This is a genomic window from Streptomyces ossamyceticus, assembly GCF_001418475.1.
Classification (GTDB): domain Bacteria; phylum Actinomycetota; class Actinomycetes; order Streptomycetales; family Streptomycetaceae; genus Streptomyces; species Streptomyces ossamyceticus.
On the sequence record NZ_LIQX01000765.1, the window covers coordinates 1 to 548 of the forward strand.

A 548-nucleotide genomic window follows, 5' to 3' on the forward strand; every position below is an offset into this window, starting at 1 on the left:
GACGGGACGACCGCGAGGAGGACGGTCGGGGTGTGGGCGGCGAGGGTGGCCAGGAGGCCGTCGGGCGCGTGGAGGGCGGGGGTGTCGGCGGTCGAGTCGACGACGGCGATCACCGCGTCGAAGCCGCCGCCGGCCACGTTGTACGCGTACCGCTCCCCCGGCCCGTCCGCGGGCTCGTCATGGGCGGGGAAGACGATACGGCTGCGTATCGCGTAGCCGGGGTCGTCGACGGCCAGCACGGGTGACCTGGTGGTGGTGGAGAACCGTGTCTCCACCCCGTCCACCAGCCGCTCCAGCTCCGTCGCCAGCCGCAGCGGCGCGTACATCAGCTCCTCGAAGCCGAGCACGAGCACCCGTCGGGCGCCCTCGGGCAGGGCCCGGGCCAGGCGTGTGGCCATCCCCGGCAGCGCGGCCTCCAGCCGCTCCCGGTGCGCGGGGGCGAAGCCGTGCCGCCCGCCGTCGGGCACCCCGTCGGGCCAGCCCAGCTCGACCCGGCCGACCCACCCGGCGCACACCGGGGCGGCGGGCGCCCCCTCGTGCTCGGCGAC

Annotated in this window: 1 protein-coding gene; it reads right to left on the reverse strand. The window is 77.2% G+C overall.

Annotation, left to right across the window (positions count from 1 at the left end):
• Nucleotides 1-548, reverse strand: a 548-nt coding sequence (locus AOK15_RS48025) for a TRSP domain-containing protein (protein WP_240508783.1), incomplete at both ends; no start/stop codon positions are given.